A 15,761-nucleotide genomic window follows, 5' to 3' on the forward strand; every position below is an offset into this window, starting at 1 on the left:
TCCTGTTTTTCTTTCATCTTACTTGAAGCGACATCTAAAAAGCCACCTTCATTTGAAGGTGGCTCAATGATTAAGATTGACGTGGATGTTCTGGGAAGTCCATCTCGTCATAACGAACGATTGACGTCCGGTTTTTGAATTTATGTCCTAACCAGAAGGCAAGGAATAATGGAATACCAACATACGTTGCGGCAATTCCGACCCAATCAATTTGATCAGCGAGGAATGCGGCATAGTTTTGACCGACGATGACGAGGAAACAAAGACCGAATGCGAACAGCGGACCGAACGGGAACGCTGGTGCAACATATGGTAAGTCTTTCAACGAGTGACCTTGTGCAACGAATCCTTTACGGAAGCGATAGTGACTGATCGCAATCCCGAGCCATGCGATGAATCCTGTCATCCCGGAAGCATTGAGTAACCACAGGTAGACTTGTCCACCAAACATCGACGTCAAGAAACAGAGCGCACCGACTGCACCTGTTGCAAGCAAGGCGTTACGAGGTACACCGTTTTTCGAGACTTTTGCGAACAACTTCGGTGCATCCCCTTGACGCGCCAGTGTGTACAGCATCCGTGTCGAAGCATACATACCTGAGTTTCCGGCAGATAAAACAGACGTCAAGATGACGGCGTTCATGAGTGCTGCTGAGAACGCAAGACCTGCTTTTTCAAAGACGAGCGTAAACGGACTGACGGCTACGTCCGTAATGTCATTCGAAACCAAGTTCGGACTTGTATACGGAATGAGCATTCCGATGACGAAAATCGCGAAGACGTAGAAAAGCAAGATGCGCCAGAAGACTTGTTTGACTGCTTTTGGAACATTCTTTTTCGGATCTTCCGATTCACCCGCGGCAATCCCGACCAGTTCTGTACCTTGGAAACTGAATCCGGCAACGAGAATGATACCGATGACGGCAGGAATCCCACCGACGAACGGCGCATCGCCAAGAGCAAAGTTTTTAAAGCCAACCGGTGGCTCCGATGTAAAGACACCGAAAATCATCGCAACACCGACGACTAAGAAGACGATAACGGTAACGACTTTAATCATGGCGAACCAATACTCCGCTTCTCCGAATCCTTTAACGGAGAAGTAGTTCAAGCCAATCATGAGTAAGAGGAACAAAGCACTGAAATAAAATCCAGGAACGTCCGGGAACCAATACGTCATAACAATTTGTGCTGCGACGAGTTCGACTGCGATCGTGACTGCCCAGTTGTACCAGTAGTTCCAGCCAAGTGCAAAGCCGAATGATGGATCGACGAATTTCGTTCCATATGTCGAGAAGGATCCAGCGACAGGCATGTACGCCGCCATTTCACCAAGACTTGTCATGAGGAAGTAGACCATCAGACCAACGATTGCATACGATAGGAGCGCCCCACCTGGTCCTGCTGCTGCGACGGAAGCACCGGACGCAATGAAGAGTCCTGTTCCGATTGCCCCACCGATGGCGATCATCGACATATGACGGGCTTGTAATCCACGTTTTAATCCTTCTGCTGTCGAATCTGTTGTTTGTTTTACATCTAGATTGTTCATTTCGTTCGCTTCTCTCTGTTTAGATTTTTTGAGAGGACACTTTTTGAATGAAAAAAACAAAAAGCGTCCTCATCTTCCAGATGGAAGATGAGAACGCAACATAATAAAATGGATGCGCCTCATTCTACCGTCGTGAAAGATAGCTCTCCACAAGTAAGTGATACCCGACTTGTGACAGTATTAGACCTATTCGATCTAATCCCAATCGATCATCTTCAAAGCGATGATTGATTTCGGCAATTCTTCCTTTCAGGTCACTTCATCTGTCGCTTGACGACATCCGTAACCGTACTCTTAAGAACTGCAACCTCCATCCCACTGGTTGAGTGAGAACTGAATTAAGTTAGTTATTACTACGCCATATTACACAAAACGCCACGAAATTGTCAATTGCCTTTTTCGAATCTGGGGTAGTCGATGGTAAAAATCCGATATGTTTAGTACACTAAATGGTAGAAGTCCACTGAGAGAAAGGATGCTGCTTGCATGCCACAGGAACGTGATTTGCTAACTTATCGACTCGAGGAACAAATGCGTGTCATTCTTCGTACCCTGCGACGTGAACTTAACCGGCTATTTGAAGGAACGGCGACCCGGAGTGAATTTTTCATCTTACGAAGCCTTTCAGAAAATGGTCCTCAGCGCCCGACGCTTCTCGCGGAACAATTTGAGCTCGCGACGAGTCAAGTCACTGCTTTAACGGATAAGCTGTATAAACAAGGATACGTCACACGGACACGTTCGACGGAAGATCGTCGTTCGATCGTCCTCGCTTTGACGGAGGACGGGGAACGTGCATTTCGAGATCTCGAAATCGTTCGGAAAAACTATTTACAAGATCGCTTCGGTACATTGACGGAAGAAGAGCTCGAAACGATGATTCGTGTCTTTGATAAAATTTTACAGACGATGGATGAGGATACTCTTACTTCATCTTCTTAAAAACGGTAGATTTTCTACCGTTTTTTCTATTTTGTCTAAAGATTTCTCTATGTCTAACCGTTATCTACTTGAGTATACTGGAAGTATATATATGGAAATCTGTTAGCTGGGGGAGTTGGGAGGATTTGTTGGCCATCATGAATCAATTCATCATTAACTTTTGTCTACTGTTCACAACGATTACTCTCTTGTTCTTACCGTTTCGGAATCAACCGCGTATTTCATTGAACTCCAAATGGAGCATTCGACTTATACTCGGAGCAGTCTCTGGTCTGATTGCGGTTTTATTGATGTTTAACGGGATTCAAATCGACGTCGCCCGTGTTGATTTACGTATCGTTCCTGTCGCAATCGCCATGCTGATCGGTGGTTTCCCAAGCGCCATCGTTGCTGGTGCAATGATCATCGGGACACGTTACTTTTTAACACCAGTTGATCAAATGGAAGGATTTTATTTATCGACGTTGATCATCGTCTTGTTCATCACGACGATTGGGATCATTCGTCGATTCATCCATGTCTCGATGCGTCATTTTCAGCTTATGGTGTTGGTCGGTATTCTCTATTCGTTACCCGCCATCTACATCCTGACGAACAGCTGGTCGACATTCTTTAAAATCTCGATTGCGTACGTCTTCTTTAATTTATTAGCTGGCTTTGTCGCTTATCGATTACTGACGGAATTACGCCGTCACTTCGAAAACATCCAGTATCAGCAGAAACTCGCCATGACGGATGCTTTGACAGGGCTCGCCAATCGTCGTCGTCTGGATGACTCGCTTTCGCTTGTCGGTTCGACCGACCAAGGCTATTCGCTTGTACTCATCGATATCGATTTCTTCAAGCATGTCAATGATACATATGGTCATGATGCGGGCGATGATGTGTTACGCCAACTCGGCATGACTCTCGCTTCCTTAACGCGTCCAGACGACCTCGTCGGACGGTACGGTGGTGAAGAATTTTTAATCATCTTACCAAGTACTTCAGCGAAAGAAGCGCAAAAAATAGCAGAACTAGCTCGGCTGACGGTCGCACGTAACCTGTTCCCGACAGCAGATGTACCTGATCTGCAAATCACGATCTCACTTGGGATTTCCCATTCCAGTGGTTCGCATACGTCACTTGAAGCATTACAACAGGCAGATAAAGCGTTGTATTACTCAAAAGAAAGCGGACGGAATCGTAGTACGATCTATACGAAAGAACTTGCATTCCGACAGGCTTAAACTGATTGGACACTTCCGTAGGGGAGTGTCTTTTCTTTTACGTCTTCATTCCGTCTCTTTAGGAAAACCGATGCTTTCAACCGTTCCAAAGACAATCATCCGACTTAATTGTTCTGCCATGTATTCTGATGAATACGGTCGACCGTTTCGTAACCACGAAATCAACAATCCCAACTGTCCACCAATGACATAGTTTAATAATAAGTCCCGATCGACGAACGTAGCTTCTTCTGTGATTTGCGGTCGAAACACAATTCGATAATTCTCTTTCAATGTATCGAGAAAACGAGAGATGAACGTTTTGATCGGTCCTTGAACGAGCATCGTCTGATAGAATAATTCATTTTCTTCGATATGAATGAACAAACGAGCAAAATAGCGACTCACCTGCTCGACTGTCGGAAAGACAGTTCCTGTACCCGTGATCCGAATCGCTTGTTCAAGTGCCTTCATTTGCTCCTCAACGATTTGGTCGAGCAAATCATACTTATCCGTATAGTGTGCGTAGAAGGTTGAACGATTCACACCGGCTCCATCCGTCAGCATTTTGACAGTAATACTTGAAAAGCTGTGCGTCTTCAGTAAACGAAATAATTCCATTGTAATACGGTCACGTGACCGTTTTGGTCGGGGATCACGGCTCTCATTCATCCATATTTCACTCCTTTTTCATCATCTTTTCATTAATGAATCCGTTATCATCTATTTTTCCAACATTTTGTCGGAAATTGTCGGTTGTTTGTTAGCTAACGATCCATATAATTAACTATATTAATTACTCCTCCCCCCAGAGGAGTACTTTTTTTGAATCGATTGTACACAAGAAAGGATGCTAACACACCCATGAGTATGAAAAAATTATTGATCATCAATATCGTGACACTCATCGTTTTAATCGGTGGTGGTGTTGTCGGATACTACTATTACGATCAAGCAACGAGCTATGTCAAAACAGACAATGCGAAAATCGACGGTAAGATGATAACGGTTGCGAGCCCAAGCGCTGGTAAATTAACAGACTGGTCTGCGAAAACAGGCGAATCACTCGCCAGTGGGGCAACAGTCGGACACGTCATGACGGCACAAGCCGGCCAAAAACCGACGGACCTCTCGGTTTCAATGCCCTCAAAAGCAACGATCGTTCAGTCGATGGCGACAAAGAACGGCTTCGTCGCAGCAGGTACACCTCTCGCCTATGGTTTTGACTTAAACGACCTTTGGGTCACAGCGAACATCGAAGAAACAGAAATCGATGAAATCAAAGTCGGACAAACAGTGGATGTCTATGTCGACAGCTATCCGGACACGACACTTTCTGGTGAAGTCGAGCAAATCGGTATGACGACGGCTTCGACGTTCTCCATGATGCCTTCTTCAAACGGAAACGCGAACTACACGAAAGTCGCACAAGTCATTCCAGTTAAAGTATCACTCTCGCAAGAAAAATCACTCGACATTCGACCTGGTATGAATGTGACCGTCCGCATTCATAAGGATTAAGGAGGGACGTTCATGTCTACTACCTTCTTGTTCGGATACAGTGCGTTCACGATTCTGATCATCATCGGTGTCAACTGGGTTGCCCGTCGAAGTCGCCCATCCGACATGGCACTGGCGACGGACGGACCAACGCTTGAGGAATCCCTCGAGGCGGAACCGACGATGTCCGTGACACCTCCGATCGCAACACCTCAAAAACAAGTTTCAACTGAAAACGTTAGTATTCCGAAAGTATTGACGGTTTTACTGATTGGTATGTTTATTGCTATTTTGAACCAAACGTTGATTAATGTCGCGTTGCCGGTTCTGATCAATGACTTCAACGTTTCAACATCTACTGCTCAGTGGTTGACGACGGGCTTCATGCTCGTCAACGGAATCTTAATTCCGATCAGTGCCTTTTTGATGCGCAGTTATACGTTCCGCCAATTGTTCCTCGCTTCGATGACACTCTTTTTCTTCGGATCAATCATTTGTTCGATGGCGATGAACTTCCCGGTCATGATGATTGGGCGTGTCGTTCAGGCAGCAGGTGCTGGGATCTTGATGCCGCTTGGATCAAACGTCTTCATGACGTTGTTCCCACCTCATAAGCGTGGAGCCGCCATGGGGATGCTCGGGATCGCGATGATTCTCGCTCCAGCTGTCGGACCAACAATCACGGGATATGTCATCCAAAACTATGACTGGCACGTCATGTTTTATGCGATGTCGTTCTTTGGATTAGTGACGTTGTTACTCGGTGCAGCCTGGTTCCGTCTGACGCAGCCACTCTCAAAACCATCTTTTGATGCACTTGGTGTCTTATTCAGTACGATCGGATTCGGGAGTCTCCTTTATGGTTTCAGTGAAGCTGGGAATGATGGCTGGGATAGCCCGATCGTCATCAGCACGATCGTCATCGGTTTAATCGGGATTGCGGCTTTTGCAATGCGTGAACTTTCGATGGAAGATCCAATGCTGAACATTCGTGTGTTGAAGGTTCCGGAATTTTCTTTCACGCTCTTCATCAACGTCATCGTCACGATGGCCTTGTTCGGCGGGATGTTACTTCTACCGATTTACCTTCAAAGTATCCGCGGATTTTCACCGGTTGACTCCGGTCTTCTCCTTTTACCAGGTTCATTGATCATGGGGATCACTGGTCCGATTGCCGGTCGTTTATTTGACCGCTTCGGGATCCGCCCACTCGCCATCTTCGGTTTGACGTTGATGACGTACGGGACATGGGAATTGACGCAATTGAACATGGATACGTCGTATTATTCCATCATGGGTATCTATATGCTTCGATCATTCGGTATGGCATTCATCATGATGCCGATCATGACTGCCGGTATGAACGCTTTACCGATGAAGATGATCCCGCACGGAAACGCGACCCAAAACACACTTCGTCAAGTCGCCGGCTCCATCGGAACGGCAATTCTCGTCACTGTCATGACCCGTCAAACGACGGCTCACTTGGCAGACGATGCGAATCAGTTCACGACGCTCGACCCGACGCTTTCGCAACATTTAAACGATCTTGGTCAACAGCTTGGTAGCTCACAAGCTGCTTCGACGAGTTGGTTTACGATGCTGACGAAACAAGCGACGATCCAAGGGATCACCGATGCGTTCTGGATTGCGACCGTCTTATCTGCGCTTGCACTGATTCTGTCCTTCTTCTTGCACGGAAAAAAAGAACCGAATCTGGATTGATTGACGACAGACCAGTTGATGTCCTATCAGCTGGTCTTTTCTTATACTTTACGAAAAGTTCTTCTTTGCACTTCAGCCTTAAAATCGATACACTAGGGACAATGAGTTTCATATCTAAAGGAGATGCTTTATGGTTGCCTTTCTGCAATTTTATGCGTTCATCTTTGCTTGTTGTTTTGCTTGGCAAGTTGGTCGACCATCCCCTTGGTCACAAAAGATCGTTCGTGCCTTTTTAACAAGTGTCAACGGGCTCTTCGTATTCGCACGTGCCTCGATTTCAATCTTTTTATTAGTTGGACCACTATTACTCGTCACTTATCTTGTCTTCCCACGGTTAATCGCTTTTGAAAATGGTTTAGCGATGGTGATCAGCGTGCTCGTCATCGGACTGGTTGATCGTCTCGTCAGTCTCGTCGTCCTGCCACTCATGCGTTCCTTTTTCTTAAAACGTCAACGCGTCATGCCACAATCGGTGGAAATGGTGCTTTATACGATGGCAATGGCTGTCTTACTCTTCATTCAGCTTCATGCTGTTCCTGGCGTTCAAATTCATGTAGCGTTAACGATTTTCCTTGGTTTTACGATTTATTTCGCTCATTATCTATTTGCCCTATATCGGATTCGCCTCATGAAAAAGAAGCTAACGACCGTTGCTCAAGATCAAGACGAGGAACGAAAAGCCTCTTAAATACGAAAACGAAAGATGATTTCCTCTCGGGAATCGTCTTTTTGTTTTCTGATAAATAACGTTGACAATGATAATCGTTATCATTTATAGTGAAAAAGTACTCAGTGAGGAGATGAAACGGATGCATGCCCAACAAGTGATTGAAACACGCCGGTCGATCCGGTCCTATACGGAACAACCGGTTCCGGTCGAATTGGTAGAAGTATTACTCGACACGGCGATTTATGCCCCGAATCATAAATTACGAGAGCCTTGGCGCTTTGTTCTTGCAATTGAAGACGGACAAACACGGTATGTCGATGCCTTAATGGAGTTACTGACGGCGCGTGGTCAATTCGAGACGAAAACGTCTGAACAACGTCAACAGGCTGAACAAAAATTACGGGAAGTCCCAGTTTATTTAACGGTACTTTGTCAGGTACAAGGGACACCGGATCAACAGCTAGAGGATACTCTCGCAACGGCTGCGATGATTCAAAATCTGCAGTTGGTAGCAACAGAACGAGGTCTTGGGTGTTGCTGGAAGAGCGGAAAACACTGGTTCACACCAGAGTATGCCTCACTCGTTGAGGCTTCTGAAAACGAACGCGTTCTCGGCGTCATTCAAATCGGCTGGCCTGCCATCGTTCCACCTGTCAAACCTAGAACGTCCGCAAAGGACAAGTTGACGCACTTTTAAGAGGTGCGCATTCTGCGAGCTACCCCTGCTCGCGCCAATCAAGCCCCAATTCAAAAATAAAAACGTTCCGATGACGTCTCTCTCCCCAAACGGAGACGCAATCGGAACGTTTTTCTGTTAGAGAAACCCTTCATGATTGACAGGTGATTTAGCTTGAATCTAAGATTATGAAGGTGAAACAAATAACCGCTTACAGAAAGCGGGTCGAAAGAAGGGGTCCCCTTGCACGCGGATCAACGAAAAAAATTAACGGTCCTCATGATCAACATGTTCATTGCGGTCGGGAGCTTCGGGATCATCATTCCGATTCTACCCGCTTACTTAGCATCGATTGGACAGGGTGGAACGGCGGCTGGATTAATGATCGCCATCTTTGCCGGAGCACAACTCGTCATGTCACCGATTGCCGGAAAATGGGCGGACCAATACGGTCGTCGCAAAATGATCATCTATGGATTGATCGGCTTGACGCTCTCGATGTTCGTCTTCTACTTCTCCAATTCCGTCACGGTCCTCTACATCTCGCGCGCAATCGGTGGTGCCGGTGCTGCACTTCTGATTCCAGCAATTTTTGCTTACGTCGCGGACATCACGACGATGGATCAGCGCGCAAAAGGAAACAGTTACGTCTCAGCTGCGATGTCACTCGGAATCGTCATCGGTCCTGGAATTGGTGGATTCCTTGCCGAATACGACTTAAAATTGCCACTACTCGTCTCAGCGATCGTCTCAGGGGCAGCCGTCTTGTTCAGCGTCCTGTTACTTCAAGAAAGCGAAAAACACGATGCGACAGCGATGGCACCAGACGAAGGGTCGATGCTTCGAAAACTCGGTACGTCGTTTAAGAAACCGTACTTCGTACCGCTCGTCATTACACTGGTCATGAGTTTCGGTCTCATGGCATACGAATCAGTACTCGGTCTATTCGTCGATGACCAATTCGGTGCTTCACCGAAAGACATCGCGATCATGGTGACGTCGACCGGTATCATCAGCGTCATTGCTCAAATCTTCATCGTCGATAAGTTGTCACGTAGTCTCGGAGAAGGAAAGGTCTTGAACCTATTCCTGTTCATCGCGGCGCTCGGCTTCCTGTTGTCATTATTGACATCAAGTTACGGTGGATTCTTTGCGATCACCCTCGTCATCTTCCTCGCGACGTCAATTTTACGTCCCGTCTTGAATACGATGATTTCAAAGCTCGCTGGTAATGAGCAAGGCTTTGCTATGGGAATGAACAACGCCTACATGAGCATCGGGAACGTGCTCGGACCGACGCTTGCGGGTGTCCTATATGACGTCAATATTCTCTATCCGTTTGCACTCGGTCTGATTTTCCTCGTCGTGACGTTCATCGGATCGTTCATCTGGCAGAAACGTCAATCGCGTTTAATTAAAAAAGTCGAACAAACTTCTTAACGTCAAAAAAGCAATGCGTTTCCGATTTTTTATTCGGAAGCGCATTGCTTTTTCATTCATTCATTCATTGCTTTTAAGTCACCTGTTCCAAAGTCAGCATCAAAGGCACGACACCAAATGACGACACGGCTATGTTTCGTCAAATCGATGTCTTTTGGAATCATATAGTTCTGATTTCCTTGATTCCCTTTTAAGGCACCGAGACGAATTCCATCTGCTGTATCTTCACCGGGTTCGACCAAATACACAAATAGATCCGGACCGTTCGTCGTTTGAAAATCTTCAAAACGTAGATACAATGCACCGTCTACAGTTAGCGTCTTGATGTTCCCTGATGTTTTGTAATTTTTTTCACCGTTCATGAATGTACCTGATAATTCAGCTTTTGTTTCTTCAGGAGAAGGTGATGACGCTTCGGGTGTGTTTTCCTTCTCTTTTTGTTCTACTGTCGAAGAACCTGATGGCAGTCCTTCATCGACTGATTCATTCAAAAAAAGAGGTGATGCGAGCCACCAAACTAAAGCCAGTACGCAAACAATGACGATTCCGACGATAATTTTCGATCCTGTTCGCACCGTCTCCACTCCATTCCTCCATTGAGAGAAAGCATGACTTTCGTTTAACCGTATTGTTTTTGATGTTCCCGTTTTAATGCCAAATACTCTTCATCCGCCCGGATCAAATCCCATTTTTCTTGGAAGATGGCCGCAGATTTTGCTTTTTCTTCGTCGATCTCGCGCGTGTGTAATTCTTTGGTCTCTTTATCTTTATATTTACGCCCACCCTTATAGTTCGCGTAACGTCGTGCGCGCGTATGTCCCATCTGAATGAACTTCCGCGCCATATCCATGCCGACGAAGTCTCCGTCTTCTTTATAAGCTAAATACATCTCATAAATTTTCTCAGACGATTCCTTCGCGATGTCCGGCGTCTTAAAACGCCAATGCGGCAAAATCTCACTTTTATAAGGTTCGACGAGTAAGACCCCTTGCTCCCCACGTCCAACCCGGTACTTTTCCGGCTCCTTACGAAAATCCGTCGTCTTGAAATCGAGATCGTAATCAAACGCCATCCCGGTCACGCTCCCTTCTACTTCGAAACGTTCCCTTCCCGTCCGTTCATCAATCCTCGATCCGGTAGAGTCCTTGCGTATAAATCGTCGCTAGGACATGCGCAATCTCTTCGATCGTCGCTGTCGCCTCTTCACGGACGACTTCGAATAAGTACATCTCATTCGCAAAGAACCAACCACGGGCGACGAGTTTCGAGTCGACATCCTGCCGCGCAAGTCCTGTCTCCTGCGCATACTGGATATCCTGACTGATCCGATCAATGAAGCGTTCCCGAATCGCTTTCCATTTCGCACGGACGATGTAAGAAACACCGATTGCTTGTTCGACGATGCGTAGTATCGCTCGTTCCTCTTCTGCGAGACGTAAGAAATCCGTCGCTTGCGTCACGATACGTTCCTTTGCCTCTAGCGGCGTCGTCGGTTCGAATGTTCGTTCCGCAATCGTGTGGAAACGGCTCATGACATCTTCCATCAGGACGACGAGCAACTCATCTTTCCCTTCAAAATGGACATAAGCGGTTCCGTAACCGACGCCAGCTTGTTTAATGATTTGTGAAATCGTTGCCGTTTGAAACCCTTGCTCTAAGAAGACGTCACGTGCCGCACTCAACAGTTTTTCGCGTGTTCGCACCGTACGCAGATGACGTTTATCGATTTTTTCTGGTTGAGAAGATGACATGTCCTTCACTCCTTTTGTTTTCTCTATTCGATAATATTGACACAATGTCAATTTGTTTGCTACGCTTTTGTCAAAATTGATTGAGCATTCATTTGAGGAGGATGACGTATGACACTGCAAGCAAAACGGAGCGATGCTGTTGCTCGGGATGAGCAAGATACACTCGCCGCCTATCGTGATGAGTTTTATCTGCAACCGGGTAGTATCTATATGGACGGAAACTCGCTCGGTTTATTATCGAAGCGTGCCGAGAAGACGTTGCTCGAGTCGCTATCAGACTGGAAAGAACTCGGAATCGACGGCTGGATGAAGGGACGTCATCCTTGGTTCGAATTATCGGAACGTCTCGCTGCTCTCAACGCTCCGCTCGTCGGCGCACAAGCGGAAGAAGTCATGGTCACTGGTTCGACTACCGTCAATCTCCATCAACTCGTCGCGACATTCTTCCAACCAACAGAAGGACGAGATAAGATTTTAGCGGATGCGCTGACGTTCCCGTCGGATATCTATGCCCTCCAAAGCCAACTTCGCTTACGTGGCCTGGATCCGGAGACACACCTCATCCAAGTACCGAGTCGGGATGGTCGCTTTTTAGAAGAAGATGATATCATCGCCGCGATGACGGATGATATCGCGTTGATCGTCTTGCCGGCGGTGCTTTATCGAAGTGGACAAATTCTCGATATGGAGCGTTTGACGAAGGCGGCACACGACCGTGGCATCCTGATTGGTTTTGATGGTTGTCATTCCGTCGGAGCCGTTCCCCACGCATTCCATGACTGGGGTGTCGACTTTGCCTACTGGTGTAATTACAAACACTTGAACGGTGGTCCTGGAACCGTCGGTGGATTATTCGTCCACGAACGTCATTTTGGAACGTTGCCTGGTCTGACGGGCTGGTTCGGTTCGCGGAAGGATAAGCAGTTCGATATGGATCATACGATGACACCGGCGGCGCATGCCGGGGCCTTCCAGATCGGAACACCACATGTCTTAAGTCTCGCTCCACAAATCGGTGCATTAGAGATGTTCGATGAGATTGGTATCGAAGCCGTCCGGACGAAGTCACTCGCGCTGACACAGTACATGATGGAACTCGTCGATCAGGAACTCACGCCGTACGGTTTCGTCATCGGAAATCCGGTCGACGATAAACGACGTGGAGCGCATCTCAGTCTCGAGCACCCGGAAGCGGCACGGATCTGTAAAGCACTCAAGGAAAATCGAATCATCCCCGATTTCCGGGCACCGAACATCGTTCGTCTAGCACCCGTCGCGCTCTACAATACGTTTACCGATGTCTATGACGTCGTCGCGACACTCAAACGAATCATGAAAGATAAAGAATACGAACGTTTCGCGAATGAACGCGAAGTCGTTGCTTAAGGAGTACACTATGGAACAACCTACTGAACTACGGCGTGAACTCAAGACACGCCAACTCACGATGATTGCGATGGGCTGTGCGATCGGTACCGGTCTTTTCCTCGGAAGTGGGCTTGCAATCGGGCTTGCTGGTCCGAGCGTTCTGATCAGTTATGCGGTCGGCGCCTTCATCGTCCTACTTTTAATGGGCTGTCTGGCTGAAATGACAGTCGCCCATCCGACATCCGGCTCGTTCGGGACGATTGCAGAGCGTTATATTAGTCCCTACGCTGGTTTCCTCGTCCGCTATTCGTACTGGATTGCAAACGTCCTAGCGATTGGTGTTGAAGTCAGTGCGATTGCGATCTATATGAAATACTGGTTCCCGGACGTTCCCGGATTCGTCTGGATTCTCGTATTCGCTGCCGCGTTGATTTACATCAACGCAACGACAGTCAACACGTTCGCGACCTTCGAATACTGGTTCTCGGTCATTAAGATCAGTGCCATCTTGCTATTCATCCTGCTTGGTGCCTACTTGGTCATCGGTAGTCCAAGTCCTGAGATTGGTCCACAAAACTTCACGAATGATGGTGGTTTCATGCCATTCGGTTTCTCGGGTCTCTGGATTGCGATCTTCATCTCTCTGTTCAGCTTCCTCGGAACGGAATTGATTGCCGTAACCGCTGGTGAAGCGAAGGACCCGGACGTTGCCGTACCGAAAGCATTAAAAGCAACGGTCTTCCGTCTTTCGACGTTTTATGTCATCACGATTGCTTTGATGTTGATGATCGTCCCGTGGCAACAAGCAGGCGGTGTCGATCAAAGTCCCTTCGTTAAAGTAATGGAGATGCTATCGATTCCGTATGCAGGCGGCATCATGAACTTCATCATCCTGACGGCAGCACTGTCTGCGATGAACAGTCAACTGTATGCTTCGACACGGATGATGTATTCGTTATCGAAGGCAACATATGCGCCGAAAGTGTTTGGTCGTTTAAACCATAGAGGCGTGCCACTCTTCGCACTCGCCGTATCAACGATCGGGATTTTCCTTGCTGCGATCATCAGCAGTCAGTCGAGCGTCTCTTATCCGTTTATGATGGGGATTTCGATGTTCGGGGCAATTTTCACGTGGTTCATGATTTTCATCTCCCACCTCTACTTCCGTAAAGCGTGGGAACGCGAAGGCGGACGGACGTTACCGGTCCGGATGATGGGCTATCCGTATCTGACAGCTCTCGGTGCGTTGCTATTATTCGCACTCGTCCTGACGACGTGGTTCACGGATTTCCAAATCGTCTTGAAGTTTGGTGTACCGTGGTTAGTGTTCTTATCTATCGCCTATTTCTTCTGGAAACGGGCGCATCCGGAACAACCACAGACCGCTGAAAAACGAAAACTGAATTAACTCGATAAAGGGGATGAATGGGAATGACAAAGACAGATCCTACGTCTATTGAAGCATCGATTCAAACGGATTTTAAGAAAGATATGTCCTACGGGAATTATTTGCAACTAGATCCATTGCTTACGAGTCAACATCGCTTATCTGGGCATCATGACGAGATGCTGTTCATCATCATTCATCAAACGAGCGAACTCTGGATGAAGCTGATCCTGCATGAGATGCGTGCGGCGACTCAAGCGGTCGCAAACGATGATCTCGAATCATCCTTTAAGATGCTCGCACGCATCTCAAAGATTCAGCACCAATTGATTCAGTCGTGGAATGTTTTGTCGACCTTGACTCCTGCCGAGTATTTAGAATTCCGCGATTCACTCGGTCACTCATCTGGGTTCCAGTCCTATCAAAACCGACAAATCGAATTTGCGCTCGGCTTCAAGAACGAGCAGATGCTAAAAGTTTATGCGCATGACGAAACACTCTATCCGATGATGCTCGAAGACCTGAAGACACCAAGCATCTACGACGAAACGGTCCGAGCGATGGCGCGACATGGTCTACCAATCGACGAGTCTGTCCTCGAACGTGATGTCACGCAAGACTGGACGCCGAATGCAAGTGTCGAAGCAGCTTGGGCGACCGTCTATCGTGATGTTGAACAATACTGGGATTTGTATGAACTCGGTGAAAAACTACTCGATATCGGGAGCCAGCAGCAGATGTGGCGCTTTAACCATATGAGTACCGTCGAACGGATCATCGGACAAAAGCCAGGAACGGGCGGTTCTTCTGGCGTCAGTTATCTACGACGTGTGCTCGACCACCGATTCTTCCCGGAACTGTGGTCAGTCCGCACGACATTATGAGGAGGATGAAGCGATGACACGATGGATTGATGTTTCACAACCACTTGATCGCCACGTCACGACGTGGCCGGGAGATACACCGTTTGACGCGATATTGACATGGAATAAGGCAGACACCGGTTCCGTCAACGTCGGAAAGGTAACGATGAGTCTGCATACTGGCACTCATGTCGACGCGCCGTTTCATTTTGACGATGCCGGACAAAAAATCATCGACCTTGATCCGGATCTCTACATCGGACATGCGCGCGTCATTTACTTACCAGGTCGTACAGAAATAACAGCCGCTGATTTAGATGGCTTTGAGCTAAATGACGTCCAGCGCTTGATCATCAAAACGGATGGTTGGATCGACAAATCAACGTTCCCAGAAACGATTCCCGTCTTGACGCCAAGTCTTGCTGAACGTCTCGGGGAACTCGGGATTTCGCTGATTGGTCTCGACTTACCAAGCGTCGATGCGATCGATAGCAAGGAAATGCCGGCCCATCACGCACTGGCGCAGCATGGAGTCCATATCCTCGAAGGACTCGTCCTGGATGCGATCACGCCTGGTGATTACCACCTCAACGCCGTCCCACTTCCGCTCGTCGACGGCGACGGTAGTCCTGTTCGTGCCTTACTTCGTCCATACTAAAAAATCCGTACAGCAGAGCAT

General features: G+C 47.5%; 16 protein-coding genes and 1 riboswitch. Of the genes, 11 read left to right on the forward strand and 5 right to left on the reverse strand.

Going from position 1 to position 15,761, the window contains the following annotated elements:
• Positions 1–70 precede the first annotated feature (70 nt).
• Positions 71–1,552 (reverse strand): amino acid permease, encoded by a 1,482-nt coding sequence (locus EXG77_RS15095; protein WP_029343164.1) that lies wholly within the window; start codon positions 1,550–1,552, stop codon positions 71–73.
• A gap of 132 nt (positions 1,553–1,684) precedes the next feature.
• Positions 1,685–1,873: riboswitch (Lysine riboswitch) on the reverse strand.
• 165 nt (positions 1,874–2,038) lie between these two features.
• Between EXG77_RS15095 and EXG77_RS15100 the strand changes: the two genes are divergently transcribed.
• A complete protein-coding gene (locus tag EXG77_RS15100; protein WP_023466733.1) occupies positions 2,039–2,494 on the forward strand; it encodes a MarR family winged helix-turn-helix transcriptional regulator in 456 nt (151 codons plus the stop codon).
• 137 nt (positions 2,495–2,631) lie between these two features.
• On the forward strand, positions 2,632–3,723 hold the full coding sequence (locus EXG77_RS15105; RefSeq protein ID WP_235147612.1) for a diguanylate cyclase: 1,092 nt from the start codon (positions 2,632–2,634) through the stop codon (positions 3,721–3,723).
• A 45-nt stretch (positions 3,724–3,768) separates the two neighbouring features.
• Here EXG77_RS15105 and EXG77_RS15110 read toward each other — a convergent pair whose 3' ends face one another.
• On the reverse strand, positions 3,769–4,374 hold the full coding sequence (locus tag EXG77_RS15110; RefSeq protein WP_023466731.1) for a TetR/AcrR family transcriptional regulator: 606 nt from the start codon (positions 4,372–4,374) through the stop codon (positions 3,769–3,771).
• Positions 4,375–4,566: 192 nt separating this feature from the next.
• Between EXG77_RS15110 and EXG77_RS15115 the strand changes: the two genes are divergently transcribed.
• The 5 genes from EXG77_RS15115 (at position 4,567) to EXG77_RS15135 (ending at position 9,713) form a co-directional block, all read left to right on the forward strand.
• Complete coding sequence (locus EXG77_RS15115; protein WP_035399222.1) at positions 4,567–5,223, forward strand: HlyD family secretion protein; 657 nt, start codon at positions 4,567–4,569, stop codon at positions 5,221–5,223.
• A 12-nt stretch (positions 5,224–5,235) separates the two neighbouring features.
• The gene (locus EXG77_RS15120) at positions 5,236–6,927 is read left to right on the forward strand and encodes a DHA2 family efflux MFS transporter permease subunit (RefSeq protein ID WP_035399224.1); all 1,692 of its coding nucleotides are present in this window, start codon (positions 5,236–5,238) and stop codon (positions 6,925–6,927) included.
• 130 nt (positions 6,928–7,057) lie between these two features.
• A complete protein-coding gene (locus EXG77_RS15125) occupies positions 7,058–7,615 on the forward strand; it encodes a hypothetical protein (protein WP_023466728.1) in 558 nt (185 codons plus the stop codon).
• A gap of 121 nt (positions 7,616–7,736) precedes the next feature.
• The gene (locus EXG77_RS15130) at positions 7,737–8,294 is read left to right on the forward strand and encodes a nitroreductase (RefSeq protein ID WP_035399227.1); all 558 of its coding nucleotides are present in this window, start codon (positions 7,737–7,739) and stop codon (positions 8,292–8,294) included.
• A gap of 222 nt (positions 8,295–8,516) precedes the next feature.
• Positions 8,517–9,713, forward strand: coding sequence for a tetracycline resistance MFS efflux pump (locus EXG77_RS15135; RefSeq protein WP_023466726.1), 1,197 nt, complete (start codon positions 8,517–8,519; stop codon positions 9,711–9,713).
• Positions 9,714–9,769: 56 nt separating this feature from the next.
• Here the strand turns inward: EXG77_RS15135 and EXG77_RS15140 are convergent, their stop codons facing one another.
• The 3 genes from EXG77_RS15140 to EXG77_RS15150 are packed head-to-tail and all read right to left on the reverse strand — an operon-like array spanning position 9,770 to position 11,464.
• Complete coding sequence (locus EXG77_RS15140) at positions 9,770–10,288, reverse strand: DM13 domain-containing protein (RefSeq protein WP_238987962.1); 519 nt, start codon at positions 10,286–10,288, stop codon at positions 9,770–9,772.
• Between the two features lie 44 nt (positions 10,289–10,332).
• Entirely contained in the window at positions 10,333–10,785 is a 453-nt protein-coding gene (locus EXG77_RS15145) for a DUF4385 domain-containing protein (RefSeq protein WP_035399231.1), read from the reverse strand.
• Positions 10,786–10,834: 49 nt separating this feature from the next.
• A complete protein-coding gene (locus EXG77_RS15150; RefSeq protein WP_035399233.1) occupies positions 10,835–11,464 on the reverse strand; it encodes a TetR/AcrR family transcriptional regulator in 630 nt (209 codons plus the stop codon).
• Positions 11,465–11,572: 108 nt separating this feature from the next.
• On the opposite strand from EXG77_RS15150, the gene kynU reads away from it, so the two are divergent.
• Genes kynU through kynB form a run of 4 tightly spaced genes read left to right on the forward strand, consistent with a single transcriptional unit; the run spans position 11,573 to position 15,740 of the window.
• Positions 11,573–12,850 (forward strand): kynureninase, encoded by a 1,278-nt coding sequence (gene kynU, locus EXG77_RS15155; protein ID WP_052017225.1) that lies wholly within the window; start codon positions 11,573–11,575, stop codon positions 12,848–12,850.
• 10 nt (positions 12,851–12,860) lie between these two features.
• A complete protein-coding gene (locus EXG77_RS15160; RefSeq protein WP_035399235.1) occupies positions 12,861–14,240 on the forward strand; it encodes an amino acid permease in 1,380 nt (459 codons plus the stop codon).
• A 23-nt stretch (positions 14,241–14,263) separates the two neighbouring features.
• The gene (gene kynA, locus EXG77_RS15165) at positions 14,264–15,103 is read left to right on the forward strand and encodes a tryptophan 2,3-dioxygenase (protein WP_035399238.1); all 840 of its coding nucleotides are present in this window, start codon (positions 14,264–14,266) and stop codon (positions 15,101–15,103) included.
• Positions 15,104–15,116: 13 nt separating this feature from the next.
• The gene (kynB, locus tag EXG77_RS15170) at positions 15,117–15,740 is read left to right on the forward strand and encodes an arylformamidase (protein WP_035399239.1); all 624 of its coding nucleotides are present in this window, start codon (positions 15,117–15,119) and stop codon (positions 15,738–15,740) included.
• Positions 15,741–15,761 lie beyond the last annotated feature (21 nt).

Origin of the sequence: Exiguobacterium sp. OS-77 (genome assembly GCF_000414195.2) — a bacterium.
Lineage (GTDB): Bacteria > Bacillota > Bacilli > Exiguobacteriales > Exiguobacteriaceae > Exiguobacterium_A > Exiguobacterium_A indicum.